This is a genomic window from Geobacter metallireducens GS-15 (assembly GCF_000012925.1).
Classification (GTDB): Bacteria; Desulfobacterota; Desulfuromonadia; order Geobacterales; family Geobacteraceae; genus Geobacter; species Geobacter metallireducens.
On the sequence record NC_007517.1, the window covers coordinates 2,522,485 to 2,548,706 of the forward strand.

Here is a 26,222-nt window from a genome sequence, read left to right on the forward strand (position 1 = left end):
GCCATTAGAAAAGCGACGACGTCACCGCAACGTTAAGGTTGAACCACATCAGAATTCGGCATGATACCCTTGCGCGGCAAGCCATTCCTTAACCTGTCGGCGGAGTACCTTGCCGGTTGCCCCGATGGGAAGTTCATCAATGCAGAAGATTCGGCGAGGGCGCTTAAAGCGCGCCAGTGTCGAGTGTGTAGTACAGAACTCCAGAATTCTCTCCGCATTGGACGTGGCTCCCGGGCGAAGTTCGACAACCGCGCACGCAGCCTTCCCCCATTCAGTGTGAGGTTCCGGAAAACAAAAAGCCTTGGTGACATCTGGATGGAGAACAAGGGCAGCCTCAATTTCCGACGGATAAACGTTTTCTCCACCCGATTGGAACATGTCATCGACTCGACCGACGGTGTAATAATAGCCATCTTCGTCCCGCCTCACCATGTCACCGGTATAGTACCACCCCTCCGCATCGAATTTTCGTCCCGTCTGTTCCGGATCATGCCAATAACCTGGAGTTACGTTGTCACCCCGCACGGCAAGCTCGCCAGAACCTGCACCTTCGATAACACAGCGGCTTTCTGGATCAACAAGTCGAACTTCTTCAATCCGGTCAAACGGTTTGCCGCACGAAGAGAGAGGAGCGTCCTTTCCTGGAGCAAAGACCTGCGTGCACGCCTCGCTCATTCCGAAACCTTCGCGCATGGACGCCCCTGTCACACGAAACCACCGCTCCTTGAGTTCTACCGGGACTGGCTCCCCACCAACTGCACATATTTTGAGGCTTGAGCAATCGGTGGTTAAAAACTCGTCACAGCGTGACATCTGTTGGTACAGTGTCGTAGCCGCGATCATACAGGTAACACGATGTTTCTTCACCAAGTGAAGGGCCGTCACCGGATTCCATTTCGGAAGAAGGACATGGGAAGCGCCGGTAGTATAAGACAAGGCCATGGCATCCAAAACTCCACCGACATGCCATAGGCTGAGACAGCCGAAGAATACCTCAGAAGCACGGCTCAACTGGTATCGCTCGTACCATACATAGTTGTGCGCCCGGAGCATCCCGGCAGTCAGTTGAACGCCCTTTGGCCGCCCGGTGGTGCCCCCCGTATAGGCAATAAAGGCCACCTCACTGTCGCGCATAGGAAGCGTCTCTAATTCCGCGGAAGCGGTACCGACCAGTTCGCCCAGAGAGAGAAAGCCAAGGGAAGCATCATCTGCCATCAGTATTTTGAGTTCAGGGAGTTCCTGAAGCACCTCGCGTGCAAACTCGACGGACTCAGCTCCTACGACGAGGACCTTAGCCTCAAGCCCCCGGAGCAGGTCAATAACAATAACATTGTTTTCGCGCATTGAGAGGGGACAGCCGATAGCACCTAGTTTCAGTGCTCCAAGCAGCACCGCTTCATGCTCCGGTGTGTTCGGCAGGTATGTGGCAACACGCTCTCCCTTGGATACGTCAAGGTCAGCCAACACATTACCGATACAGTTTGTCCAGGAACTCATTTCTCCATAAGTGACAATTTTGTCGTTACAGTACACTAGCGGCTTGTGCGGATTTTCTCGTGTTCCCCACTCAAGGTAGTCTGCCCAGTTCATATTTTCACCCCCAGTATATATTGTCGAAACCGAGGCAAACTTGGTAGTCGCCACTTTGTAACGACATGAACTGCATGTTTACTCCTCCTCACCCAAGCCAACAGCTCGCATTGACAACGGTGTGCACCTAGCCCGCAACCAGATTCCGGTAATCCCGCGCATAATGGGCAAATGTTGTAGGATAGACGATGCCGGGCGCGGCCTCGCACACGACAGGAATAGTCTGAATCATGGGCATTGCTGTGGCGTAGTACCCTGGAGTCGTGTTGTCACCCTCGCGGTAGTGAAGGTCTTTCTCCACCGATGCCATCAGGTCCATCTTCATGTTGACCGATACAGGTTTCCCCTCGATGATAATCCGATAGTGGTCGCCCTTTGTCTCCACCGGACAATATTCCTGGCCTAGATAGAAGATTTCATCCAGGAAAAAGAAGGGCTTGCCGTCGACATAACCGGTCCAGGTATGCTCCCAGCAAGCCACCTCGCCCTTCTTGATCGTGACACCGGAAGCTTTAAGGTGCATATCTTCACGCGCCGGTGTGAACGTGGACTTCACTGCGATACGCTCCACGTCGTGCCCCAGGATATGACACGCATGAGCCACCGTGGAATGGTAGTAGTTTTCCGAGCCCTTTTCGATCCGACCGATTATGCTCTGTGCCTTTTCCAGGGTCATGCCGAAGGTACAGGCCTTGAGCATGCGTACCGCCTCAACATTTTTCAGGTCAAAGTATTCCTGGCAGCGGATATAGTCGATCTCGTTCACCATACCTGTAAGGGTTACCGCCAGTCGTTCGGCAAAAAATCCCGGATTGATGCCGGTACCATGCAGGCTCACCCCACCTTTCTGACAGGCGTTGGTGAGCATTGCCACGAATTCCGGACCGTGTATCTGGGGGAAATGGTACGACGGCGCGGCAATGACGTTTTTGCCCGATTCCAGCAGTCGGACCACCTCCTGGTTGCGGGGTGTGTCATCCATAATGTTGGTGCCGGCATGGAGCACACAGTCGGCCTTCATATTAAATATCTTTTCCTGGTCGGTCGTCATGGTCACGCCGATCGGATCGATCCCCAGCAGTTCCCCCACATCCTTGCCGTTTTTGCTCTCACTGTAGGCCAGTACGCCGACCAACTCGAATTCCGGACGCTTGAGAATTTCCCGGATACAGGCAGTACCGAGATATCCCGGCGCCCAGACAATCACTTTGTAAGGAGTCTCCCTGCGCATGATATTCCTCCATAACCTTCTTCGTTATCGACTCGCTAGATTCCACACCCGTTAGGCCAGCATACCTCCATCAACCCATAAAACCGATCCCGTGACGTAGCGTGAGGCATCAGCGGCCAAAAAGAGCGCTGCCCCTTTGAAATCGTCCTTTTCACCAAGGCGTCCAAGCGGCACTGCAGCTTCCATGACCGCTTTTTGCGGGCCGACCATCAGGGTTTTGCTGATCTCTGTCGGGAAAATGCCGGGTGCGATGGCATTGACGCGAATGTTGTGCTTGGCCCAGTTGCGGGACAGATGCTTTGTCAGTGCTATGATCGCCCCTTTGGTAGAAGCGTACGCGGGGAATGTCACCACCTTTGGATCCGTTGAGCGCACTCCGCCGATGGAGACGATGTTAATGATATTCCCGCCGCCGCCGGCAATCATGGGGGAGACGACTTCAGTGGTAAAGAAATAGTTGCCGCGAACATTGGTGCTGTAGAGCTGATCCCATTTCTTGAGCGGCGTGTCCTGCAGTTCCCCACCCCACGAGATGCCGGCATTGTTCACCAGGATGTCGATCTTTCCGAACCTGTTCATCGTATGGGCCACCACGGCCTTGACCTCATCCTGTTCCCCGATGTCACAGCGCAGGGCATCGCATTCCACACCAAGTTTGCGGATATTGGCCGCCGCGTCCTCGCACTGCTCCAAATTTCTCGAGCAGAGAACAAGACTGGCTCCCGCCTCTGCAAACCCTTCCGCCATCATCAGACCCAGTCCCCTCGAGCCTCCGGTGATGATGGCTGTTTTTCCTTTCAGGCTGAACAATTCGCTGACATGCATGAGGCATCCTCCAATTTGCCGTTTCTGGAAAGCTTGAACCCAGATGGGCCTATCCTTTCAAATCCTTCATAAGCTTGGCGCTGTCGAATTTAGCCTCTATGGACACCAGCTTGCCGTTAGAGAAAGTCATCCAACTGAACGCATTGAAAACAACGGTCTTACCTTCAGGTGTGGTATTGGTTACAACGACCTTTACGACCGCCTCATTGCCTGAAATCACATACTTGACCGGATCGTCATAATGTTTCGCATACATGGCTGGCAGAGACTGATAGAACTTCCGAAAAGACTCTTTACCCTTTAGTACCCCCAGCATAGGAATATCGAAGGTACCGTTGTCGTTCCACAGTTCGAGCAGACCATCTACGGAGTCGCTGTTAACCAGTTCAAAATACTTTTTGATAATTGTTTCCATGTTTATCTCCTTTCATAATGCGCAATAAATGTTAACCTACGCTACCAACATAATCGACCGTTCGGTTCATTCGTATCATAAAAAAAACCAGTTTTCTATAAATAATTCAGATCCGCTCTCTGATTCCCATAATTACTTTTGGAATACCGACCACCACAACCATTGCACAGACAGTTGATCACCCCGGAGAACTCTCTCCTCCTTTCTCTGCCACAACATAGTTCCAGACAGCCTTCGCCATGGAAAAATAGTTTTTTTCCAACTCAACCTGTCCTCTGGTACTTTGCCGGACGCTGGCAAGGAGGGTTGCAGCACGCGACAGAAAATCCTGCAATCCCCCTCCTCCGTAGAAAACATCGCGACAAAGATCCGAGATCGTAATAATTTGGCTAGTTGCCGAGAGAATGTATGGCATTGCCGGCTCCCACAAGCCGAAATGGGTGGCATATATTCGTCGGGGAGAAAGCTTGGCAATACGCTCGACCGACTGTACATAGGCGGGGATATCTCCTTTTGGAGGGGAAACCCCTGGCATGGAAACGTACTCGCCAAAAGGATGTTTCCCTCTAAAAAAAGCGCCAAGGGCGTCGCCAGAGAAGACTCCCCGGGTCGATTCCTCGAAAAACGCCACATGATGGGAGGTGTGACCTGGGGTATATAGCACCTTGATACGTCGGACATCGTCAATCTCGATGATTTCACCATCCCCCAATTCCACTACTCGCTCGGCCGGAGCAGGGAGCATGGGGCCAAGCAGGTCAAAATCTTTTTCCCACACTACCTTGGCGTGGGAAAGGAGTCGCTGCGGATCTAGAATATGCCTCACCCCTAGAGGGTGAATACCGATACGTGCGTTGGGGAGGTGCCGCAACAACTCACCTGCACCGCCGGCATGGTCCAGGTGAACATGAGTGAGCAGTATCCACCGAATGCTCTCCAAGGGGATACCGGCCTGTTTGAGACCGGCGAGCCACAAAGGGACAGCAGCTCCGGCACCGGTTTCAACGATACAATTATACCGTTTCCCCCTGACCAGCCAGCCGCCTGCATATCCTTTCACTCCCCTGTCAAGGGTATCCATGAACATAAAACCAGACGCCGGTTCTTTCAGCACCTTCCCACTCACCATCCTGCTCCTCTAATCCTCCCCCCTAGGGACGATACTCATGCCGTAAATTCCACTCTGGACTACGTATAAGTCGGGACACGCGGATTCATCTTTTTCAATACCCCGGAAAAAGCCAGCAGGACCTGCTCGTCGTGGAAAATCTTGCCACGGGCAAAAATCAGTGTTCCGGTCTCATGCACAACCTCTCCGGTCGACTCCAGAAACTGCCCCTCTCCTCCTCCGCCAATGAAGTCCACCGTGATCGAGACGGTGACAGCTGTGATCCCCTGAAGGCAGTCCCGCGCAAAGACAAAGAGAGAGTAATCGGCAAAGGTCATCAGCGCCCCGCCGTGCATCCTTCCTTCGGAGTTCATGGAATGGCGGCCAGTGATAGTGGCACAGCGGTAATGGCCGTTTTCTTCCTTCTGGAAGTAGTAGGGACCGGACTGTTCCTCCCAGGGATCGACCCCTTCCCATTTCCGGTATTCTGCAAGACGAGGGTCAGACTGGGTCATGTAATTGCCGCTCCTGAAGTATTCAATAGATGCTGGTGTCAACGTCCCGGTTCCACCACTACCTTGCAATGCTCCCCGGGGGTTCTGAGAGACTCGAATGTCTTTGGTAAATCGTCTAAAGAAACGGCGGCGGTAATCATTGGTTTTACCGAGATACGGCCAGATGAGAGCATGTCAACAATGAACTGGAAATCGGACTTGTTGTTACCGATGGAAAATTTGACCGTAATCTCCTTCAGCATCGCTAGAGCCGGGACAAAGGTATCCGGACGCATGCAAAAGCCGACTACGACAATCTCTGCTCCGAATGCTGCCCTGTCAACGCATTGGGCGATAAGGCCGGGAATTCCCACACATTCGAAAATCAGTTCCGGCAACTCCCCGGTTATCTCCTGGTACTGGGCACCCACATCAGCTTTTGCATCGACGGCGTGGGTCGCCCCCATGGCAAGAGCCATCTTCGAGCGTTCAGGATCAAATTCGCTTACGACCACCTGTCTGGCGCCGAAAAATCGGCACCAGAGCGCGACAGCTAGACCGATAGGGCCCGCACCAGTAACCAGGACACTTTTCCCCGCGACACCGCGAGAAAGACGCACTGCATGAAGACCGATTGCAAGCGGCTCCACCAAGGCACCTTCCTGCCAACTGACCGAGACCGGCAACCTGACCGCCTCATTGACATGCACACGGGCGTATTCTGCAAAGCCGCCAGCAGTTTGAATTCCAATGACTTTTTTCAGCTTGCATTGCCACGGCATACCGGTGAGGCAGGCAAGACAGTGGCCGCAGCCGATGTACGGCAGTGTACAGAGTCGGTCACCTTGCGCCCAGCCCACGGCTACCTGTGGCCCGACCTCGACAATTTCACCTGCAAACTCGTGTCCCAGGACTGTACCGTCGGCAAGGCGCATTTCCTTGTCCGCCGTTGCATGAATATCGGTGCCACAAATTCCGCATGCCTTTACGTTAACGATTACCTCACCATCTAAAGGTATCGGATCATTTAGTGATTCAATGGCAAGAGGCTTTCCGATTTGGTGAAAGACAGCCGCTCTCATAAGACACACTCCATAAATTTTTCGAGCTTAAACCATGTATATCCTAAACACCTATGCAAAGTTTTAAGATAAACAGCCTCTTTAGCAGGGTTAAACCAGCATCGCACCGCCGTCAACAAGTATGGTTGTGCCAGTGATGTACGCTGCTGAATCCGATGCGAGAAAAAGCACTGTTCTGGCTATGTCGTCTGGTTGGCCAAACCCGCCGAGGGGAATGGTGGCACCAATGGATTGCAGTGAATCCTTTTCCTCGCTCTGTTTCAGATTGGAACGGACCCCTCCCGTCAGGATCCCCCCCGGAACAACGGCTACAGCGCGTATCTTGTGTGGCGCCAGTTCCAGGGCCGTGCTTCGCGTAAGATTTACAACCCCTCCTTTTGAGGCTCCATAATGGGCCAGACCCGGAAAGCATGGTTTTAGTGCTGCCATGGAAGATATGTTGACAATCACTCCTCCCGTCCCCTGCCGGACCATGATACGACCAGCTTCCTGAGAACAGAGGAAGGCACTTTCAAGATTGATCCTGATTACCTCCCGCCACTGCTCTAGCGACATATCCAAAATTTTGGTGGCAGGATAAATTCCGGCATTGTTCACCAAGATATCAACACCGCCAAAGCTATCAGCAACGTACGAGAACAAAGATTTTATATCGGCTTCCCGGCCGGCATCTGACACCAGACTTTTAACTTTACACTTCATGCTGCTCAATCTATGTTCCGCCTCTTCAATCGCTTCTCGATTGATATCAGTAATCAGAACAGTGGCTCCCGCCTCCGCCAGCCGTTTGGCAATCGCATAGCCAATTCCAGCTGCCGCGCCAGTAACAACCGCCCTTTTGCCTGAAAGATCAAGAAGACCGGAAACCGGTTTGTCTTCAATTTTTAACATGGAGCCCCCCCTTTACTGATGGACAGCATTCCTGGAAAGATTTACGGGTAGGTCTTGTCAGGTGGAATATATTGCAGATTTTCCGGAATCCGGTAAATTTCTGTAATACACGACAGTGCATCGGTAGTATCCAGATATACATAACCCATACCGGCACTGGTGGTCCCTTCAAGCAGAACCTTAATGTCCTTCTTTTGCATTGATGCCATGGTTTCTTCGAAATTGCGCACACCACAGGCGATGTGATGAATCCCCTCCCCATGCTCACGTAGAAAATCGCTATAGATGCTCTCGTCGAGTGGCTCGATCAGCTCGAGTTGGACCCCTCCCAAGTCAGTAAAAGCAACTTTCATGGAAAATTCAGCTTTTTCGCCGCGCATTTTCATATCGTGCATATTTGATTTGTCCAGGTTATAAAACTGCCAGGGCCCGATTCCAAAGTCGTCCGCGTATGTTCGAACGGCTTTCTCCAAGTCATGCACAACAATTCCCACCTGCAGAACTTTTTTAAAAACAGGCTGTTTAGCCATAATAAGCTCCCTATCAGTTATTACATTTACACCGCCATAAATCGACCGTTCGATGCATGGAAAATATACACCTTTCCCTTACGCGCTTACACATGAAGGAATCAAGCGACTGACAAACGACGCTCTCGTATCAGCCCTTCCTGAGCCACAGAAGCAATAAGTCTGCCGTCACGGGAAAAAAACTGCCCCTGCGAAAAACCACGAGCATTGGAAGCACTCGGGCTCTCGGCGACATAAAGGACCCACTCATCCATCCGGAAATCACGATGGTACCACAGGGCATGGTCAAGGCTCGCCTCAAGGTACTTACCCTTTTGGGAAGGTACATCGTGCGGCAGACCTGCCGTGGTAATCAACCCATAGTCAGAAGCGTAGGCCAAGGCGGCTTGGTGGAACCCGACACAGTCGGAAAGCCGGTCTGTAGATCGAAGCCATACACTTGAAAAAGGAAGATACATGCCAGATGCATAGGGATTAACGGGTTTAACGGGACGTATTTCAATAGGGAAATTATTAAAAAAGTTCTGCAGGCGCCTGTTGGGAGCGGCCATCTTTCCCAAGGTTTCAACCAAGGTCGGAAGTTCTTCGGGGGCAGGAACCTCGGGCATGGAAGCTTGGTGTTCAAGTCCTTTCTCTTCGATCTGAAACGATGCCGTCATGGCAAAGATCGCACGCCCACGCTGGATGGCCACCACTCTGCGGGTCGCAAAACTGTGACCCTCATGAATACGGTCCACCTCATACATGACCGGAAGCTTATTGTCACCCATGAGGAGAAAATAGGCGTGGAAAGAATGAGCCTTACGTCCAATAACAGTTTTTCCTGCGGCAGCCAAGGCCTGACCGAGAACCTGGCCACCATAGATTCGGTTAACGCCAAGATTCTGACTGAGTCCCCGGTAAAGGTTCTCCTCAATCTGTTCGAGTTCAAGGATCTCTGGCAATATTTGTTTCATATCACGCGACACCTTCTTCCGTTTTACAGCACTACCGTCCGGTAATCCAACAACATCAGGCTTTATCTTTTTGACTCCATGCTGCAAACAGTTGCCTGCCGGTATCAAACGGTTCCTGATAGGTTTGTCGTTCTTTTAGTGAAATCGCCTGGGTAGGACAAGTCGTTACGCAAAGTCCACATCCTATGCATTTCTCCTCGCTTATGTGTAACGGCCCCATGATTGACGTAACACCCCGGACTGGGCACCTCTTTGCACATAAGCCACAAGCGATACATCGTGCTTGCTCTACTCCGGCAATAAACCTAGATTTCGCCATGGCGTGGGGTTTGTGGGCAATGGCCTGCAATTGTGTACAGCAGCAGGGACAACAACTGCACATAGAAACACCCATCTCTTTTGCATTGCCAACCACGTGAACCAATCCGGCCTTTTCTGTCTGATCCAGGATCTCCAAGACTTCTGTTTGGTCCACTTCCCGTCCGTACCCTCTCTCACTCATAAAGCGGGCAAGATCTCCAAAATGAAAGCAGACCTCCGTGACTTTACCGCAACTGCTTCCACTAAGCTCTGCTGACTTCCTACAAGGGCAATGAATCACCACAGCAAAATCATATCGCTTAATAAGCTCTGCCGCCTTCTCGTAGGGGAAAATCTCCTGACTAGTATCTATCGATTTCCCCACAGGAATGACTCGTGTGAATGGAGCTCCCCCTAACATGCTCTTGCCCCATCCACTTTTGTAGTATTCCTGCCAAAGCCTGGCCAACTGCTCAGTTCGCGGGTTCCTTTCTCCTGTGGCAAACGAGGTTTCCCACAATCCCACAGCCGTTGGTAGAAGGCAGTACAGTTCCTTGGCCACTCCATCCTGGGTAATATTCTTTTTATAGACTAGTGCCTTATCCGCCATTCGTTCAAGAACAGGACGCAATACATTTACATCCAAGTTGCCACGCTGTGCGAGCTTTGTTATTTCCACATGTTGCTGACTCAGAATCAAGGCAGCTCCAGCCTCTTCAGGAGTGAATCGGATACGGAGGATTCCAAGAATCGATTCCGCCTCGGGGGCACTCAGGACAAACGTATCCAAGTGTTTACGTAGTTTCACATAGACGTCATCAAGACTTTCGCTTCCGTCGTCCACAGCACTTAATATCAATTCGCCACCCACTCATTATCTGCCATGATACCCAACTCAAGCCCGGAACCTTCAGTCAAAATGGAAAAAAATTGTTCAGCTACATCTCCAATACTTAACAGGTTGTTGAAAAACTAAACCTTTTTGATTCAATAAGTTAGCGAACTGTGCTATATTTTTACGCGTAACAATCTGAATTTACAGGAGAAAAGTTATGCGCGGCGCCGAGACAAAAACCGAAGCTCTGTTCTGTTATCTCTCCCCTGAGTCGTACGTCCCGAAGGACCACCCCTTGCGGTCGATCAGGGCGATGGTGGATAAGGCCCTTGCAGAGCTCAGCCCGCAATTCGAGGCCATGTACTCCCACACCGGCCGGCCCTCGATTCCTCCTGAGCAGTTGCTTAAAGCACTTCTGCTTCAGGCGCTGTACACCATCAGGAGTAACCGTCTGCTGGTGGAGCAGATCAGCTACAGCATCCTGTTCCGCTGGTTTGTGGGATTGGCCCTGGACGAGAAGGTCTGGGACCACTCCTCGTTTTCCACCAACCTGGAGCGGTTGATCGATACCGACGTGGCACGGCTGCTCTTGGCAAAAGTAGTTGAGCAGGCCCGAAGGGCAAAGCTGTTGTCCGACGAGCACTTCAGCGTTGACGGCACCCTCATCGAGGCGTGGGCTTCTATCAAGAGCTTTCGGCCCAAGGATGGACCAAAGCCTCCAGTGGGTCGTAACACGGAGCGTGATTTCCACGGCGAAAAGCTCAAAAACGACACCCATGCCTCCACCACCGATCCGGATGCGCGGATTGCCAGGAGAAGCTCGGGCAAAGAGGCGAAGCTCAGTTACCACGGGCACGCTCTCATGGAGAACCGCAACGGGATCATCGTCGATGCCAGAATCACCCACGCAACCGGTACCGCTGAGCGGGATACCGCAGTCGAGATGATCGCAGACGTCGCCGGTAACAAGCGGATCACCATGGGCGGCGACAAGGGCTACGACACCAAAGAGTGCGTCAAAGATCTGCGAGCACTCAAGGTAACCCCTCACATTGCTCAGAACACCGCTAACCGCCGCTCAGCCATCGATGGCAGGACTACCCGCCACGAAGGCTACAAAACCAGCCTGAGGATTCGCAAGCGGATCGAAGAGGCCTTCGGCTGGCTCAAGACTGTCGGCAATCTCCGCAAGACCCGGCATCGGGGAATAGCGAAAGTCGACTGGTACTTCACCATGGCCATTGCGGCATACAATCTGGTCCGGCTGCGCAATCTCGGGACGAAAACGGCATAATCAGGGGAATAATGCGACTCTTGGTGGCAAAGCCCGCCCGAAAAGGCCAAATCAAGGTAAAAAGCAAAGTTTCAAAGAACGAATAGGGCGAGATCAATGCAACTATCGGCCTAAAATGATCTCCTTGAAGGGGATTGCCCTGGAAATGAAGGAGTTTTTCAACGGCCTGTTAAAATATCATTTTTCTTGTACCAAACGCACGCATGATTACACATCCCCATGATTGCCTTGGCTGTAACATGAGGATCAAGGTCTTTGAACAAGTTTGTTTCTTCTGACTGTATCTGTTGAATTATTCTAACCACCTGTTGTCCATAAAGCCTTTGTTGTTGTTGATATACAGTCCTGCTTTTACCAGTAAGAAATTTACCATCTTTGATATTAATTGACAGAACATCCTTCCTTTCTGCCACCATTTTCATATGAAAATGGACAAACTTATTCAATTTTGTAACTCCATCAAGACTTTTGTTATTGAGTACTGGTTTGAATTCATCAATATACGCGGGTAGAAAGTTTTCCATTACAGCTAGAAGGATACCTTCCTTACTCTTGAAATAGTGTATCACTGTGCTCTTTGAAATCCCTACCATATCCGCAAGAATCCCTATTGACATACCTTTATAACCAACTTCGCTCATAACCATAATCGCAGTTTTTATTAATTTATCATAGGTACTGCACTCAATTTTGCCATTATCCCTTTCACTCTCGTACGTGAGGAAATCAACTGAACAATGTCTCTTTGCAGACATTTATTACCTCCGTGATAGAAGGGAGTCTTGGACAACCCGGCAGGTTATAATATTTTTCGTAAGCATCAGTAAACCAAGAAGCCCCCCCTAGCTGGGGGGGATCCATTATTGCGTATAATAGCCTACTGCAATAAGGTAATTGTCTACTTTACGAAATATAGTGTTCTTAACTTCTATTTTCCCCGTTAATAAATTCCTCCAACGATATGTCAATGTTCCTTTTCCCTTTTTTTTGGCAATGCCAATCATCTCCTTGACAATTGATTTACCATCAGGGTTTCTCAACTCCATTGCATCTGTGTTGACGAGTCGCGGTGTAGCACCATGAGCGCGGAAAATATTATCTTTCAAATCTACAACAAATACGTAAAGATCATCCTGTATAAACTTGCTATTAAGATCATTAAAAGCATTACACGCAGAGACAGGGTCTTTCTTCAGCGTTTCAACAGCCTGCGCAAGGAGAGCATAGGCCTGTACATCACTTGCATGCGGAATGTAGAACCCAACAGCAATTATTCGATCCCCTATTCTTTGGAAATAAGTATGTTTGTGTTCAGGCTTCCCATCCAAACGATTGAGCCATTTGTATTCAACCGCACCGGCATTTTGACTCTTTGCCGTATCTATCATCTCACGAAAAAATAGTTTACCTTCAGCATCTCGCATGTTTGATACGTCCCGACCAATCAAAACTGATGACGATCCACCGCTTGCGAGAAATTTCCCATTTGTTCCGATCACATAAACATAGAGATTACCCTTGACGAATTGACCCTGCATGGAGAAGTCTGCAAATGAACGATCCTTTTTTTTGTTATAGAGCTCGACAGCTCGGGCAAGCATTTCCTTAGCGTTTTTGGAATCATAGCTTTCTTCAGGCTTGGCAGTCGAAGGCTTTATTTGTTCAGCAGCAAACAACAAATGTGCTGACAACAATGTAATGAGAGCTGTAACGAGGACTACTTTTCTCATAATTGTCTCCTTTTCAACTAAATTCGTCACTCTCAATGCAAGCTCCACATTTGTATTTGGCCCTATCGACTATCCATTATCCTACAGTCAAACCGCTCTTGTGAGATGTTTCTACTGTTGCCAAAACAGCATGTCTCCTAAGATAGTAGTCGTATCTTGCATAATCGAAAGTGAGGATTATTCATTCAAAAGCTTTATTGAACTCTGGCGCACAACAAACTATAATCTACCGCTCAATCACCAATCAGTGGTTAGGAATCTGTATTAAACATTCGCTATTGGGTTGCGTTGCAATGTCTCCTGACATTATTTGACCCTCTGTAACAACTGCTTGAACGTAATGGTCCCCCAATTCCTTGACGACCCTAATTTTTCCTACTTCAGTTTTAATCAAATAGAATCCTTCCCCCATACGATAAACCGGAACTATGGCACCAGGACAAAATTCCTCTTTAGCCGTTTTACTATGCGCATAATAAAGGTTGACAGTATCTCCCTGTTCGGCAATGCCTCCATCTCTCACCACTGCCCGGGCCTCAGGTTGAATTGAAGCACACGCTGTCATTAAACCGGCCATCACGATAATTGCAAGTCCCGTTACCAACCGCTTAGCTCTGTTCATACTATCTCCTTTTCGTTGGGGTAGATTCAAATTAAATTGCATCGGAGTCTAAATAATCAGTACACACTTAGTCAACATAACTTAGAAAACACAAATCTTACTACTTATCAATAATTGTTGCTGCATTCCTTTTGCACTTCAACTGAACTTTCTTCTTCCTCAGTAGCAAATGAAACCTCGGACATGTTTACTGTCTCACTGTCAGCAACCGGTTTATTGAGCAAAAAATGCGACAATGCAGGAATCATTATCAATGCCCCGAACATATTCCACAGAAACATAAATGTAAGCAGGATTCCCATGTCTGCCTGGAACTTGATAGGAGACCAGGCCCACGTAACCACTCCGGCAGCCAACGTAATGCCTACAAGCGCAACCACCTTTCCGGTGAAAAGAACCGCCCGTTTGTAAGCTGCTGTCAGCGTCAAACCTGCACGCTGATAGTCAAGTTGAACACTCAGCAGGTAGAGAGCGTAGTCGACTCCAATACCCACTCCGAGTGCTATTACCGGCAGAGTAGCAACCTTCACACCGATACCCAGCGCGACCATAAGCGCTTCACATAGAATGGAGGTGATCATGAGTGGGATCACTGCCACCAGGACGGCACGCCAGTTACGGAAAGTGATAAAACAAAGTAATGTGACCGCAGCATATACATAAAGCAACATTGTGCGATTCGCACGCTTAACTACTATATTAGTTACAGCATCAATACCGCTAGAGCCCGCAGCCATAAGAAACTGCCTTTCCTTGACATTATGTTGCGCGGCAAACTGCTCCACAACCTTCACTACGCGATCCAGAGTCTCTGCCTTATGATCAGTGAGATAAACCACAACTGGAACTATTGAACATGCCTTGTCGACGACATCCGGGTTGTCAGTCAGGTTCCATTGCACCGCACCACCCAACATCATTGCATTGTTGGGAATAGCAAGCCATTTAGGATTTCCTTCAGCCAAGCCTGCCACTGTCTGCATTATGTTATCAGACAACGCAGTTGTGCCCTGTACCCCCGGGACATCTCGCAATATATTGGAAAGACGATCTATCTCATAAAGAGTTTCATAGGTACCGGCACCATTTTCTGGAGTTTTGACAATCACAACAAACTGGTCACTGGACAACTTATAGTTATTTGTAATAAAAGAATTGTCTCGATTGTAACGAGAGTCCGGCCGCAATTCCGGCGCACCGGCATCCAAATCACCGATCTTCAACTGTGAACTCACAACGAGTCCAATGACCGCCAATATCGCCGACACTACAATGACCCTAATGGCCCAGGTTCTCTCGGTAAAACGGTCCAAGAAGTTCCAAAGCGACCCCAAACCTCTGCCACGACTCTCTACTACATCCTCATTAAGGGCGCGCCTAGCCGCAGATGGACTTACGCCTGTATAGGAAAGAAATACAGGCAGCAGCAGTAAATTGGTAAAAATCAGAATAGCCACTCCGAAACTGGCGGTTAAAGCCAGATCACGAATCACCGGGATATCAATCAACATGAGCACGCCAAAACCTACCGCATCGGCCATCAAGGCGGTTGCCCCCGCAAGAAACAGGCGTCGGAATGTGTACCGGGCTGCAACCGTTTTGTGCGTACCACGTCCAATGTCTTGCATGATACCGTTCATCTTCTGTGCACCGTGACTTACTCCGATGGCAAAGATAAGAAATGGCACAAGAACTGAGTAGGGATCAAGTTCGTAACCAAGCGTAGCAATAATTCCCAATTGCCACACAACGGCAACAAGCGAACAGAAAATAACCAACAGCGTACTACGGACGCACCGTGTGAAGGTATAGATGATAACTGCAGCTATAACAGCTGCAACGGCAAAATAAATCATCATGAGGTACAGACCGTCAATCAGGTCACCGGCAAGTTTAGCAAAACCTATGATATGAATTTTGATCTTACCTTGGCTTGCAGACTCGTATTTTGTGCGAATTTTCTCCAGATCACGTGAAAAAGCGCCATAATCAAGTCGCTTACCTGTTTCATTGTTTGTATCCATAAGAGGCAACACGATCATGATTGATTTATAATTGTTGCCCACCAGACTACCTACAATGCCTGCCCTACGAATGTTCGAGTTGAATTTTTGCAAAGACTCAGGCGTATCGTAACTATCCGGCATCACAGCTCCGCCCCTGAACCCTTCTTCGGTTACCTCTGTCCATCGCACTCCGGCCATCCATATAGACTTAACCCAAGGACGATCCACACCAGGGGTCAAATACAACTCTTCATTGATCTGTCTTGTAGTTTCAAGGAAATTTGTATTGAAAATATCGCCTTCAGTATTTTCAACTACTACTCGGATATTGTTCCCCGCCGCTGGCAAATCTTTTTTGTTCTCAAAGTAGTTTTTGATATAGGGATGGTTCTGAGGAATCATTTTTTCAAAGCTGGCATTAACAACCAGTTTACTCAACTGGAATGCTAACAGAATCGTAATCAGGGCACATATACCAATAAGCCAATGCCGATTGTTGAAAACCAATCTCTCCAACAGGTTGCCCGAGTTTTTATCAAAGTTTTTTGGATCAGACACAACCGGCATTGCATCGACTTGTTCAGTTTGGATTGCCATATTGTCCTCGCATGTTGATAGTTTCGCTATTTAAGTGATTCAGTTATGACACCCCGCGAACCCACCGCAACAATGCCATTCTTGCCAGCTGGTGCCACACTGGAAAAGGCCATTGGACTTGAAACCTTCGCGGGCACAAATGTTTCGCTGCCAACGTCAATCACCAGAACCTGCCCGTCCTGACTCACCAAAACAGCACGGCCATCATCGAGAAATGTTCCTCCCGTAAGTCCAGCAGTGGTATTGGTATTCAACTTGCGCCATGTATTCCCGCGGTCGCTGCTGCGAAATGCGTTGCCACGCAGGCCGAATGCAAGGATGGTCGTATCTTTTGCCAACAGCCCGAAAAAAGTTCCTTTGTACGGAGATGCTATTGTCACAAAACGTTGGCTGGCGCGGTCCCAGCGACGCAACATCCCCATCTCGCCGGCAAGATAAACTTCCTTACCAACCCCCTTGAGTGCATAAATGTGCAAGTTTTTTGGGTTATCTGTGCGCTCAAACAGGGGCACCCACGTCTTACCGGCATCGGTTGTATGCATAATCAGATTAAATGCACCGGCAACAAAACCTTCTTTCTCATCAAGAAACCAAACATCCATAAAGGGCTTATCGGCCCCTTCCTGTAAAATACGTTGAATATCTGGAAGAATCTTGGAGGCAGCGGCATCTCCCTCTGCAGCCAGTTTTTCGTAATGTTTAAGCATTATCTTGGCCACCTGATTGCCGTCAAGCTGTTTGGACCAGGTACGTCCACCGTCACCACTATGCAAAACGACACCATCATGGCCGACAGCCCAGCCTTGATCAGGCACCGGGAACTGCACTGACACAAGATTCGAACTGACCGGCACAGCAACCTGTTGCCACTTTTTCCCATTGTCGTCCGAAAGAAGAACGAGCCCCCTCGCCCCGACTGCAGCAAGTCTATTACCATTACGGGTAACCGCAGTGAGTTGGCTAGTCGTCGCATGGAGCTTCATAGACGCAGGGGTCTCAAGCGGTCCTTTGAATGCTTGTGCCGTTGTCACCCAACAAGTCATGAAAATGAAACATAACGATGTCTTTAATATTTTCGACAGCATTTATGAACCTCCATTCTTCTTAATTATTCTATTGGCAGCAGTAATCCGTTCTGCATGAAATTCCGGATGAAAAAACGGCATAAGTTATGGGCACAATTAGCCCAAAAGATACTCTTGTCCATGAAGAAGCATAACTCAACACTTTAACTTACTACTTTCGTATTTCTTCTTGAGAGCAAGTTTGTCAATTTTCCCTGTAGCCGTATGTAGCAAGGCATCGGTGAAAACAACTGTCTTAGGCTTCGCATAGTTGGCCATTCTTGGCCGGCAGAATTCAATCACCTCTTCCTCGGTAAGGATTTCACCCTTTTTGGGAACGACAACTGCTTTTACCGCTTCGCCCCAGGTATCGTCCTGCACACCTATTACTGCGACTTCGGCAATCTTGGGATGATCGTGCAGCACATTTTCCACCTGCGCCGGATAGACATTTTCACCGCCGGTAATGATCATGAAAGCCTTCCTGTCAACTAGATAGATATATCCCTCATCATCCACCATTGCCATGTCTTTGGTGTGGAGCCAACCGCTTCGTATGGCTTCGGCAGTCTCCTCCGGTTTGTTCAAATATCCGGTCATGACCAATCCTCCACCGATCAGAATTTCACCAACCTCACCAGGTTTCACATCCTGCCCTTTTTCGTTGACCACTCGTACAATGCAAAAAGCGGCCTCTCTCCCACATGAACCCATCCTCCGAACCGATTCACTTGATCCATTCAAAGCGGCAGCATGTTCCTCCGGTCTCAGGTAAACGACTCCAAAACTCTCAGAACAACCGTAGCACTGCGTAAACTTGCAGTCAGGAAGCAATTTCATGGCCTTTTTCAGAGTCTCCATAGGCATGGGTGCCGCGCCATACTTTATTAACTGCAAACTATTCAGATCATATTTCGCCGCATCCGCCCAATTCACCAGGAAATTCACCACCACCGGCGCAAGATTTGTTTTGTTTATTTTATAATCCTGCACAGAACTGCAAAATTTCTGAGGATCCCATTCCCGTAGAATGGCAACAGTCGCCCCCCTGGAAAGGAACGCCAATGAGGTATAAAAGCCCACATGAAAAAGTGGAAATACATTAAGAAACCTATCATCGACGTCTACATAAAGTTCTATGAGCTCACTACTGATTCTGTTCATTGCAATCTGGCGTGTCGCCATGGCCCCTTTTGGGGCACCGGTAGTGCCGGTCGTATATATAATGTGCGCAAGATCTTCGCCGGAAGTTGACACATCGGGTTCCATAGTAGAAGCCTTGGCAATAATGGATTCATATTCATGCATCCCTGTCACTTTGGTCCCGACCGATATACAGGTTTCAAGAAATGGCAGGTGAGGTCTCAGGGAATTGATGGTGTCGACAAATTCGGCACCTACCAATAGCACGCGGCAGCCCATATCCTCGATCACCTTTTTAATCCCTTCAGGAGCAAGACGATAATTTACCCCACCGACCGCAACACCGGCCTTGGCACCGGCAGCATAGGCATCAATAATCTCAGCACAATTCATCAGAAGAAACCCGAGGCAATCCCCCTTCTTAAGACCACAATCAACAAGGACATTGGCGAGTCGATTCCATCTATCCCCTGCCTCTCTATAGGTAAATCGTCTATCTCCGTCTATTATTGCACTTTTGGTAGGGAATAATTTGGGGCCTCTGTTGAATATTTCTTTAAGAAGCACGACGCACCCCCTGTTGTTGATTGCAATCTTTTGTCATATTGTTCGCTTTATTCATAATGTAGAATCAGAATGCAGTTCGTTTATCTATTTGTGCGTTTTCCATGTGGTTCCGCAGCGGTTATCACCGCTGCGGAACCACAACCAACTTACTTCATATTCTCTTTAAGAATGAACGAAGTCATCGAATCTTGAGTCAGCTTACCGGGGGGGAGGAAGCGTACTGGCTTGTACCCGAACTCAGGTACTTGTGTGTAAAAGATTCCAGTCACGAGATTATGGAATTGCTGTACATCTACGGCTGGAGCTTTGACATCATAGTTCGGCATGAGGGGAACAATTTCAGACATAAAGAGTTTGCCCTTCGAGTCATAATCATCCATTACGCCGCCAAACCATGCGTCCTCGTCCAAGTAAATCATGCGTTTGCTGTAGATATGGCGTTTACCCGGCTTCAGCCTCGCCTCGACCACCCACACACGGTGCAATTCCCAACGCATCACATCCGGGTTGGCAAACCCAGCCCTAAGTTGCTGTTCTTTTTTTGTCAAACAAAGTTTGTAGGTATTATAAGGGATATACATTTCCTTCTTTCCGACAAGTTTGAAGTCAAACCGGTCCATCAACCCACTGAACATGTCAGCGTCGTCATACGTATACACACCCGCTACCTGGGAAATCGGCGTATCGGCAGCCGCATCGGGTGACAGTCTGACACGGCGCGAAGCCGGCTGGTACGAGTATGCACGCCGTCCGATTTTCGAATCCACATAGTCAGTAATTATACTTGTCTGTCCATTGATACGAGCAGGGCCGATATACTCCCCACGATACATCCAGTATTGGTCAGGATTTTTCTTGCTCGGATTGTAGATACCATACTCTCTGTACATGAAAGTCGACTGGGTTTGCACTACTTCACCCGACGGCTTTACAAAGTAACCACCGACTTTGTAAATCATTGCAGGGAGCGCAGGTCGGGCAAAGTGGTTCCACATAACCTCGTAGCCGTTCTTGGGCACAGGAAAGGGGATACCATGGCCACATCCTTTAGAGGTATCTAGAGATATTCCTCCATCGGTAGTTCTACATCTTGTCATATTCTTTTCTGTGTTCTCTTCAAAACTTTGGGTGTACGCTGCCGAACGTCGGGTTTGATATACATCCATCCGGAAGTTAGGATATTTTTTCAGCAAAGCCTTTTGCCCATCAGACAATTTATCAGCGTATTTATCCATGTTTTTTCCCGTTATCGAGAACAGGACCTTATCGCTGGCAAATGGATCCGGCAAATTCCCCATCCCCTTTACAAACCCTGCTGGCCGGCCGGTATAACCACCTGTCCACGCAGGAATGGTGCCGTCCTTGTTACCAGCCTTTTCCGCTCCAGCTGGAGTAAGATGGGAAGGTAGGCCTGCCTGGGCCCCCCCTACATACGATGTAGACACCACTAAGGCACCGATGATGATTTTTGTGAATTTCATAGTATCTCCTTTGCTTGGTGCAAGACTGTTAATACCGCCAAATTGATCTACCTAGAATGCATACTTGTACGTGAATGATAACCAGCCACGATCCTGGAGTTGTGAACCATTGCTCGCGGTAATTGTACTGCCATTGTCCTTGTATGTTGCCAGATAGCCGTTATATGCCAGACTGAACGTATGCAGGGTGTTGTAAATCGCATTGAAACCTACTCCATAGGAACCGGCACCTTCATTACCGCCCCCCATAGTTGCTCCGTTACCAAACAAACCATAAGAGACACTCATCGGCATCTCAAGATCCCAGCCCTCAGCGAAAGCTGTCCACGCGGGAGTGAATTTGAGATATCCCACCATGTTCTCGTCTGTCACACAACCGTATGCAGCACTGTCTTTTCCTGGAGCCTTCTTGTAACAAGCATTGAACAGGTTTTCGTTATCAGTGACTCGAAGATACTTGCTGAATGCAAATTCGGCTATTACTGACGAGTTGGTCCATAATGGCGTATGGCCAAAGCTGCCGATCGCATTTGCCAAGATATGGACTGTATCGCCACGTGCACCCTCGAGGGATCCATTGGCTATTGAACTGTTCAATGCCGTATTATGTCGATAACTGAACTCTGAACCGAAACTAAAACCTAAAAGCTGCTTAGAGAAACTGATACCCACGAGATGAGCATTCTTTGCGTAAACAGCTCTGTAGCTCCCGGCACCAGGGTTTAAGCTCACCCAGGGAGAGGTCTCGTCAAACATCCGGTAATATAGACCAAGAGTTCCATCCAACCATTGGGGACTCCACCTGGCGCTAAGACCGAAGTCGCCATACGTATCCGGTTTTACTGCACCCTCTCGCCTCAGAAAAACGCCGGGTGCAAGTGAGAATCGATCTGGCCCATTAAGAATGAAATCGGTAGCAGCCAAATAGGTGCCCCCTTCCGGGAACCGGCTCCCTCGCCATTCCAAATAATATTGGCCTGCAACGGAGAGTTCCGGAGTCAGCTGTATTTTACCCGCAATCTGGGTAATCGGCATGGAGACTTCCTTTGCATCAACACCAGGAGTTGAAAGTGCTTTCACTACATCGGTAGGAGCCTGAGCATAGGAAACGCTATGGGCGGACAAGACGACCGTTTCACCCCAAAGAACCGTCTGGCGCCCTATCGCCACATTAACCGGCATATCGCCAAGATCGAAGCTGCCCCACACATTTGCATCCAGCAATTCTCCCGAAGGTCCAATATAATATCGTTTTGTGTACGAGTTGTACTTGCCGCCGGAATAACTTCCACGGTCAGCCAAGGAAGGATTGGTCTTGGCATTATCATTGTACGCAACGTCAGCCCAAACCGCCCCACTCACGCGGATGCCCAATTTCTTTTTGTAGCTGAAATCAAGCTCTGACAAGAGGTCAAGCCGATTCGTCACCAAGTCTCCACTTTTGTCAAACTTGTAATCACCTTCATCTGAAGACGCGGTGTTGCCAATCTTGTGGTCCATACTCTGGATACGCATGCCGAGGTTATAACGGATGTTATTTCCCCATGCCAGGAACAGGTCTGGATTGCCTGTGTTAATTTCAAAGGCATTTGCCGCAACCAGTGAACCGAGAACACATGTTACTGCCACTAGAGAAACAACCGGGAAGCGGCACAATTTCCATTTCGCTTTAAAAATATCGCTCACTAGACACCTCCTGCATTGTAAGGGTTATCCCATCTTCCCGAAATTTCCTTTCCGTCGATCTTTAAATTCCTCGTAGGTGACCTGTCTCTTCTGTATCGACAAAACATGTAAACCACTTTTTAATCCTCCTTTTCACTAGTCTAACCGGCCACCCAAAATAAAATTGTTCGAACGGTCGTTATAGTACAACTGAACTATACACCGAATACAAGGTCAAGAAAAAAATCTGTAAAAAATACTTACGTTCTATTTAAAAACAAAAGGCATTAATTTTACAACTTGTCGTATTTACATAGCTTTTAATGCCGCGCAAAGCAAATAACCAATAATCCCGGCCGCACATCAAAAAAATGGGAAACTTTGTTCTATTGTTTACCGTGAAGCGAGAAAAAGACACAACTGTATAAATTAAAACTACAGCTGATATCTATCCGGATAGATGATCTCAACGATTACGCGAAAAAATTATGGAAAGAAGTTCGTTAAGGAAGGACTACAAAGATTACCAATTTGCATGCAGTTGTCTCAGCATTCAAAATGAGGAGGTTGACGCTTTTTACCGTAAAGCTCCTTATAGACTGCCTTACAAAAATTCAGCAACTGTTTGTTCGGAAAGTGCACGCGGCAATTGCCGCTCTAGCCGCAAACATGCGGCAATCATTGCCTCAGGAGGTTCAAGGCATCGGCTTATCTTGCAAATAGACCCCACAGGACCAAGCACCGTCCACTGCCAGTTCCGCCCCCGAAATATATGATGAGTCATCGCTTGCCAGAAAAAGACTGGCGCGAGCAATTTCCTCTGATTGTCCAACACGGCTCAAGGCGATTCCAGGAAATTTGATTTTCAGTTCTGCATTAACCTCTTCGAAGGACTTACCATCCGGGTTATTCATCGGCGTTACGATCCACCCAGGATGTAGAGAGTTAACACGGATGCCGAAAGGGCCCACCTCCATGGCAACACACTTGGTCAGACCACGCACTCCCCACTTACTTGCCGAATAGGCACCCGATCCGGAAGATCCGCGCAACCCGTTCACAGACGAAACATTAATAATAGAACCACGTCGGTTCTTTTTCATCGTGGGGATAACTGCCTTCATCCCCAAATATGGGCCAATCAGGTTAATATCAAGAATCCGACGAAAAGCTTCGCTCCGGGTTTCATCAATCGGCGAAGAAAAGAAAACGGCCGCATTGTTCACAAGTATGTCGATGCAGCCATACCTATCAATAATGCCTTCCACCAATTGCTCCCATCCCTGCTCGTCAGTCACATCAAGATGCTGATACATTGTGTTGCGGCCAAGTCTCTTTGCCAAGGCCTCGCCCTCAACATCAAGAACATCAACAATCACCACACTGGCGCCTTCTTGGACAAAAACCTCTGCAGTCGTTTGGCCCATACCACGGGCACCACCAGTCACAATGGCCACTTTGCCGTCAAGTTTTCCCATTGATACTCTCCTTACTGTTTCTTAGTGACACAAGTCCCTAAAACCGCGGATAAAAATTTTCTTTCTACTTTATTGTGGTTTTTCTGTAATGACTCCATGCTCAGTATCATCGAAAAGTTTCTCAATTTCAGCGCCCGTCTTTACACCATCTACGACCCGCCCATCGGATAAAACGGTAGTGGGCGTCATGCGAATTCTCAGTTCTTTGAACAGAGTTTTCCCTTCTTCGGCATAGTCCCTGCCGCAGGTTATATCTGCAATCGCAGTACCATTGAAACTTTCTTCCAGAAGTCGCAGCCCTTTATCCATTCCGTCCTGTGCCGCGCACAAAATGGAGTTGGTTACAGCAGAAGCTCGGGGATGAATATCAAGAGGAGTAAGTATGATACGGACCCCTAACTGCGGGTCCTCTTTGGTCAGTGCAACAAGCTCCCGATGGAACTTGGCGCAAAACGGACATTCCGGGTCGGTGAAGACATAAATATTTCTGCTGCCAGTTGCGTTACCGAGGACGAGAGCATTGTCAAGCGGGAGTTTTGATGGGTCAATACGCCGCACCCGATTAAGGGCGGTTGCGGTTACGTCTTTCTTGCTGCCAGTATCAAGTATTCTGCCTGCAATGAGGAATTTCTTCGAAAAATCAAGATATATGATGCCAGTGCTATCATTATGTCTTATTATTATTTCAAATAATCCCCGCACGGGAGAAGGCCCGACCGATTCTACCGTAGTAGCAGGGTCAACATTCTTAACCAAGGCTACGACCTCTTCCTTCTTGATAGTGTGGCAGGCTATGCAGTTTCCACTACATCCTTCCGTTCCCGTTCCGAAACCATATGCCGTCGATACAAACGCAAACGGCAGGAGAATTCTCATCAACCATTTCATATTGCCCCCCCAGAAGAACCGGATCATTTGGTGCACGTTTGCCAGGAGTGATCAATTTGGCAGGATGTTGCATTTCTTTGGCTGAGAAATTAAACCCCTCTCAACTAGGAGAAATCCGCCCCGATTTTATCATCAAGCTTACTTTCAACAGTTACCACAGCATTCGATACGGGAGGCTTGGCAAATAATACTAGAATAGCTCCCAGAAGAGCGATAGTCGCCCCTCCGTATAAGGCCAATACATAGCTGCCGAAACGATCGTAGACGATCCCGGCTAAAAGTGGTGCAATAGCACTGCCCCCATTTGTAAGGGGAAGGGCCACTCCCATGAGTGGGGCAAAAGATTTGACGCCATAATAGTTGGCCAAAATTGTCGGCATGGCAACGAAGCTTGCACCAAAACCGACCCCAACGCAGCAGGCGTAAAGGTAAACCACGGCAGTATTAGTGGCATTTGCAAGCGCAACTGCTCCCAGCAGGGTCGAAAACACAGCCGCACTTAAGATAAACCGCGGCTCTATACGATCACCTAAAATACCGGCAAACAACTTGCCGCCTACACTGCAAAGCAGTAACAAACCGGCGGACAGGGCAGCAAACTGCGGAGAATGTCCAAGGCTGCGCAAATGAATCACACCATGAGCGACACATGTATTAAAGACGGCAAGAAAACTGAAAGAGGCAATAATGATCAACCAGAATATTTTCGTTTTTAATACTTCCCTGACAGGCCAAAATTCGCTCGATTGATATATCCGCGAGGAGCGGACCTGCGCATTGCGGGCAGTGTTTTCAGAGCTTTTTCCCGGCGGCACCCCATCAGGAAACTGTCCCATTGAAGCCGGAGTGTTTCTGACCCCCCCAGCAGCTATAGTTGCAGCTGCCAAACCGGTGGCCACAACTACCAACCAGCCGTTTTTCCAGTTACCGTTGGAAGCGGCAATGATTTTATTCAAAAGTGGAGCTGCAATGAACGAGCCGAAGCCGGCTGCCGAAAGCGCAATAGACATGGCAAGAGCTCTTCGCCTGACAAACCAATTGGTCACACCGGTCTGTATGGGGATAACCGTACCCAAACCAACGCCTGTACCAATAACAACCCCAAAAGTCAGAACATACTGCCATCCCTTCGATACCGTCAGCGCCATAAGCAACGCCCCAAAAGCCACGATCAGCCCGCCTGAGGCAAGGGTAAAACGAATACCTTTTTTGTTGACGCAGTACGCCACCAGTGGCCCAGAAAGCGCCGAGGAGAGGACAAAAAGGGAAAATCCAAGTCCAACGATACTTTTAGTTATTCCAATACTTTCAGCCATATAGCTGTTAATTACACTTGCGCCAACGTAGGGAAAGGTAGCATTCAGAAAATAAATTCCAAAAAACATCCCGACCAGCGTCCATCCGTAAAACCTCGTGGCTTGCTGTGCCAT

At 48.8% G+C, this 26,222-nt stretch carries 23 protein-coding genes; 1 reads left to right on the forward strand and 22 read right to left on the reverse strand.

Translation table 11 applies throughout. The features are described from left to right. Positions 1–48 precede the first annotated feature (48 nt). The 11 genes from GMET_RS11225 to GMET_RS11275 form a co-directional block, all read right to left on the reverse strand. Entirely contained in the window at positions 49–1,590 is a 1,542-nt protein-coding gene (locus tag GMET_RS11225) for a class I adenylate-forming enzyme family protein (RefSeq protein WP_011365984.1), read from the reverse strand. 127 nt (positions 1,591–1,717) lie between these two features. Beyond that, positions 1,718–2,821 carry an NAD(P)H-dependent amine dehydrogenase family protein gene (locus GMET_RS18180; protein WP_011365985.1) on the reverse strand — a complete coding sequence of 368 codons (1,104 nt, stop codon included), beginning with the start codon at positions 2,819–2,821 and terminating at the stop codon, positions 1,718–1,720. Between the two features lie 51 nt (positions 2,822–2,872). Next, the gene (locus GMET_RS11235) at positions 2,873–3,646 is read right to left on the reverse strand and encodes a glucose 1-dehydrogenase (protein WP_011365986.1); all 774 of its coding nucleotides are present in this window, start codon (positions 3,644–3,646) and stop codon (positions 2,873–2,875) included. A 49-nt stretch (positions 3,647–3,695) separates the two neighbouring features. Then, a complete protein-coding gene (locus GMET_RS11240) occupies positions 3,696–4,061 on the reverse strand; it encodes a nuclear transport factor 2 family protein (protein WP_011365987.1) in 366 nt (121 codons plus the stop codon). Between the two features lie 178 nt (positions 4,062–4,239). Next, positions 4,240–5,187: an MBL fold metallo-hydrolase gene (locus GMET_RS11245; RefSeq protein WP_187148445.1), complete on the reverse strand. Its 948-nt coding sequence runs from the start codon at positions 5,185–5,187 to the stop codon at positions 4,240–4,242. Between the two features lie 62 nt (positions 5,188–5,249). Continuing rightward, a complete protein-coding gene (locus GMET_RS11250) occupies positions 5,250–5,684 on the reverse strand; it encodes a PaaI family thioesterase (RefSeq protein ID WP_011365989.1) in 435 nt (144 codons plus the stop codon). A gap of 38 nt (positions 5,685–5,722) precedes the next feature. Then, positions 5,723–6,745: a zinc-binding dehydrogenase gene (locus GMET_RS11255; RefSeq protein ID WP_011365990.1), complete on the reverse strand. Its 1,023-nt coding sequence runs from the start codon at positions 6,743–6,745 to the stop codon at positions 5,723–5,725. Positions 6,746–6,835: 90 nt separating this feature from the next. Next, positions 6,836–7,636 carry an SDR family NAD(P)-dependent oxidoreductase gene (locus GMET_RS11260; RefSeq protein WP_011365991.1) on the reverse strand — a complete coding sequence of 267 codons (801 nt, stop codon included), beginning with the start codon at positions 7,634–7,636 and terminating at the stop codon, positions 6,836–6,838. A 41-nt stretch (positions 7,637–7,677) separates the two neighbouring features. Further along, positions 7,678–8,166, reverse strand: coding sequence for a VOC family protein (locus GMET_RS11265; RefSeq protein WP_011365992.1), 489 nt, complete (start codon positions 8,164–8,166; stop codon positions 7,678–7,680). A gap of 101 nt (positions 8,167–8,267) precedes the next feature. Beyond that, on the reverse strand, positions 8,268–9,122 hold the full coding sequence (locus GMET_RS11270) for an acyl-CoA thioesterase (RefSeq protein ID WP_011365993.1): 855 nt from the start codon (positions 9,120–9,122) through the stop codon (positions 8,268–8,270). A gap of 55 nt (positions 9,123–9,177) precedes the next feature. Then, positions 9,178–10,293, reverse strand: a complete 1,116-nt coding sequence (locus GMET_RS11275; RefSeq protein ID WP_011365994.1) for a 4Fe-4S binding protein — start codon at positions 10,291–10,293, stop codon at positions 9,178–9,180. 181 nt (positions 10,294–10,474) lie between these two features. Here GMET_RS11275 and GMET_RS11280 point away from each other — a divergent pair, with 181 nt between their 5' ends. After that, positions 10,475–11,551 carry an IS5-like element ISGme1 family transposase gene (locus GMET_RS11280; protein WP_011365646.1) on the forward strand — a complete coding sequence of 359 codons (1,077 nt, stop codon included), beginning with the start codon at positions 10,475–10,477 and terminating at the stop codon, positions 11,549–11,551. 158 nt (positions 11,552–11,709) lie between these two features. Here the strand turns inward: GMET_RS11280 and GMET_RS11285 are convergent, their stop codons facing one another. From GMET_RS11285 to GMET_RS11335, 11 genes are all read right to left on the reverse strand, one after another. Next, complete coding sequence (locus GMET_RS11285; RefSeq protein WP_011365995.1) at positions 11,710–12,306, reverse strand: TetR/AcrR family transcriptional regulator; 597 nt, start codon at positions 12,304–12,306, stop codon at positions 11,710–11,712. Between the two features lie 105 nt (positions 12,307–12,411). Then, positions 12,412–13,281 (reverse strand): cache domain-containing protein, encoded by an 870-nt coding sequence (locus GMET_RS11290; protein ID WP_041249152.1) that lies wholly within the window; start codon positions 13,279–13,281, stop codon positions 12,412–12,414. A 244-nt stretch (positions 13,282–13,525) separates the two neighbouring features. After that, entirely contained in the window at positions 13,526–13,903 is a 378-nt protein-coding gene (locus GMET_RS11295; protein ID WP_011365997.1) for a hypothetical protein, read from the reverse strand. Positions 13,904–14,010: 107 nt separating this feature from the next. Next, complete coding sequence (locus tag GMET_RS11300; protein ID WP_011365998.1) at positions 14,011–16,506, reverse strand: efflux RND transporter permease subunit; 2,496 nt, start codon at positions 16,504–16,506, stop codon at positions 14,011–14,013. Positions 16,507–16,532: 26 nt separating this feature from the next. Beyond that, entirely contained in the window at positions 16,533–17,591 is a 1,059-nt protein-coding gene (locus GMET_RS11305; protein ID WP_011365999.1) for a YCF48-related protein, read from the reverse strand. Between the two features lie 135 nt (positions 17,592–17,726). Then, entirely contained in the window at positions 17,727–19,280 is a 1,554-nt protein-coding gene (locus GMET_RS11310) for an AMP-binding protein (RefSeq protein ID WP_011366000.1), read from the reverse strand. Between the two features lie 146 nt (positions 19,281–19,426). Beyond that, positions 19,427–20,761 carry a DUF1329 domain-containing protein gene (locus GMET_RS11315; RefSeq protein WP_011366001.1) on the reverse strand — a complete coding sequence of 445 codons (1,335 nt, stop codon included), beginning with the start codon at positions 20,759–20,761 and terminating at the stop codon, positions 19,427–19,429. Between the two features lie 51 nt (positions 20,762–20,812). Beyond that, a complete protein-coding gene (locus tag GMET_RS11320; protein WP_011366002.1) occupies positions 20,813–22,447 on the reverse strand; it encodes a DUF1302 domain-containing protein in 1,635 nt (544 codons plus the stop codon). A gap of 674 nt (positions 22,448–23,121) precedes the next feature. Then, a complete protein-coding gene (locus GMET_RS11325) occupies positions 23,122–23,904 on the reverse strand; it encodes an SDR family NAD(P)-dependent oxidoreductase (RefSeq protein ID WP_011366003.1) in 783 nt (260 codons plus the stop codon). A 69-nt stretch (positions 23,905–23,973) separates the two neighbouring features. Continuing rightward, the gene (locus GMET_RS11330; protein ID WP_187148446.1) at positions 23,974–24,792 is read right to left on the reverse strand and encodes a DsbC family protein; all 819 of its coding nucleotides are present in this window, start codon (positions 24,790–24,792) and stop codon (positions 23,974–23,976) included. Between the two features lie 104 nt (positions 24,793–24,896). Continuing rightward, entirely contained in the window at positions 24,897–26,222 is a 1,326-nt protein-coding gene (locus GMET_RS11335; protein WP_011366005.1) for an MFS transporter, read from the reverse strand.